This is a genomic window from Paraburkholderia sp. SIMBA_054 (assembly GCF_046534875.1).
GTDB lineage: Bacteria > Pseudomonadota > Gammaproteobacteria > Burkholderiales > Burkholderiaceae > Paraburkholderia > Paraburkholderia hospita.
Genome location: NZ_JAWRXV010001518.1, coordinates 1 through 243, shown reverse-complemented (window position 1 = coordinate 243; position 243 = coordinate 1). Strand labels below are relative to the sequence as shown.

Here is a 243-nt window from a genome sequence, read left to right as displayed (position 1 = left end):
CAGGGTAGGCAGCAAACGCAATCCATGCGGCTCCAACAGTGAGAATACGTTTTCGTCCGAACCGGTCGCTCAACATCCCTCCAAGCGGGATCATGAACGAAAGCACTACGATCGCTGCTCCGTTTGTGAGTAAAGCCGATGTCGGGTCGAGCTTCGCGACCCGTACAAGGAAGGTGTACATGAATCCCAGCACGAGGTATGAACCTACGGTCTGAACCGGTTGAATCATGGCCACGTTCAGCA

Annotated in this window: 1 pseudogene; it reads right to left on the bottom strand. The window is 54.3% G+C overall.

Annotated elements, in window-relative coordinates:
* Positions 1-229: pseudogene (locus SB822_RS60100) on the bottom strand (MFS transporter); the annotation flags it as partial.
* Positions 230-243: the final 14 nt, after the last annotated feature.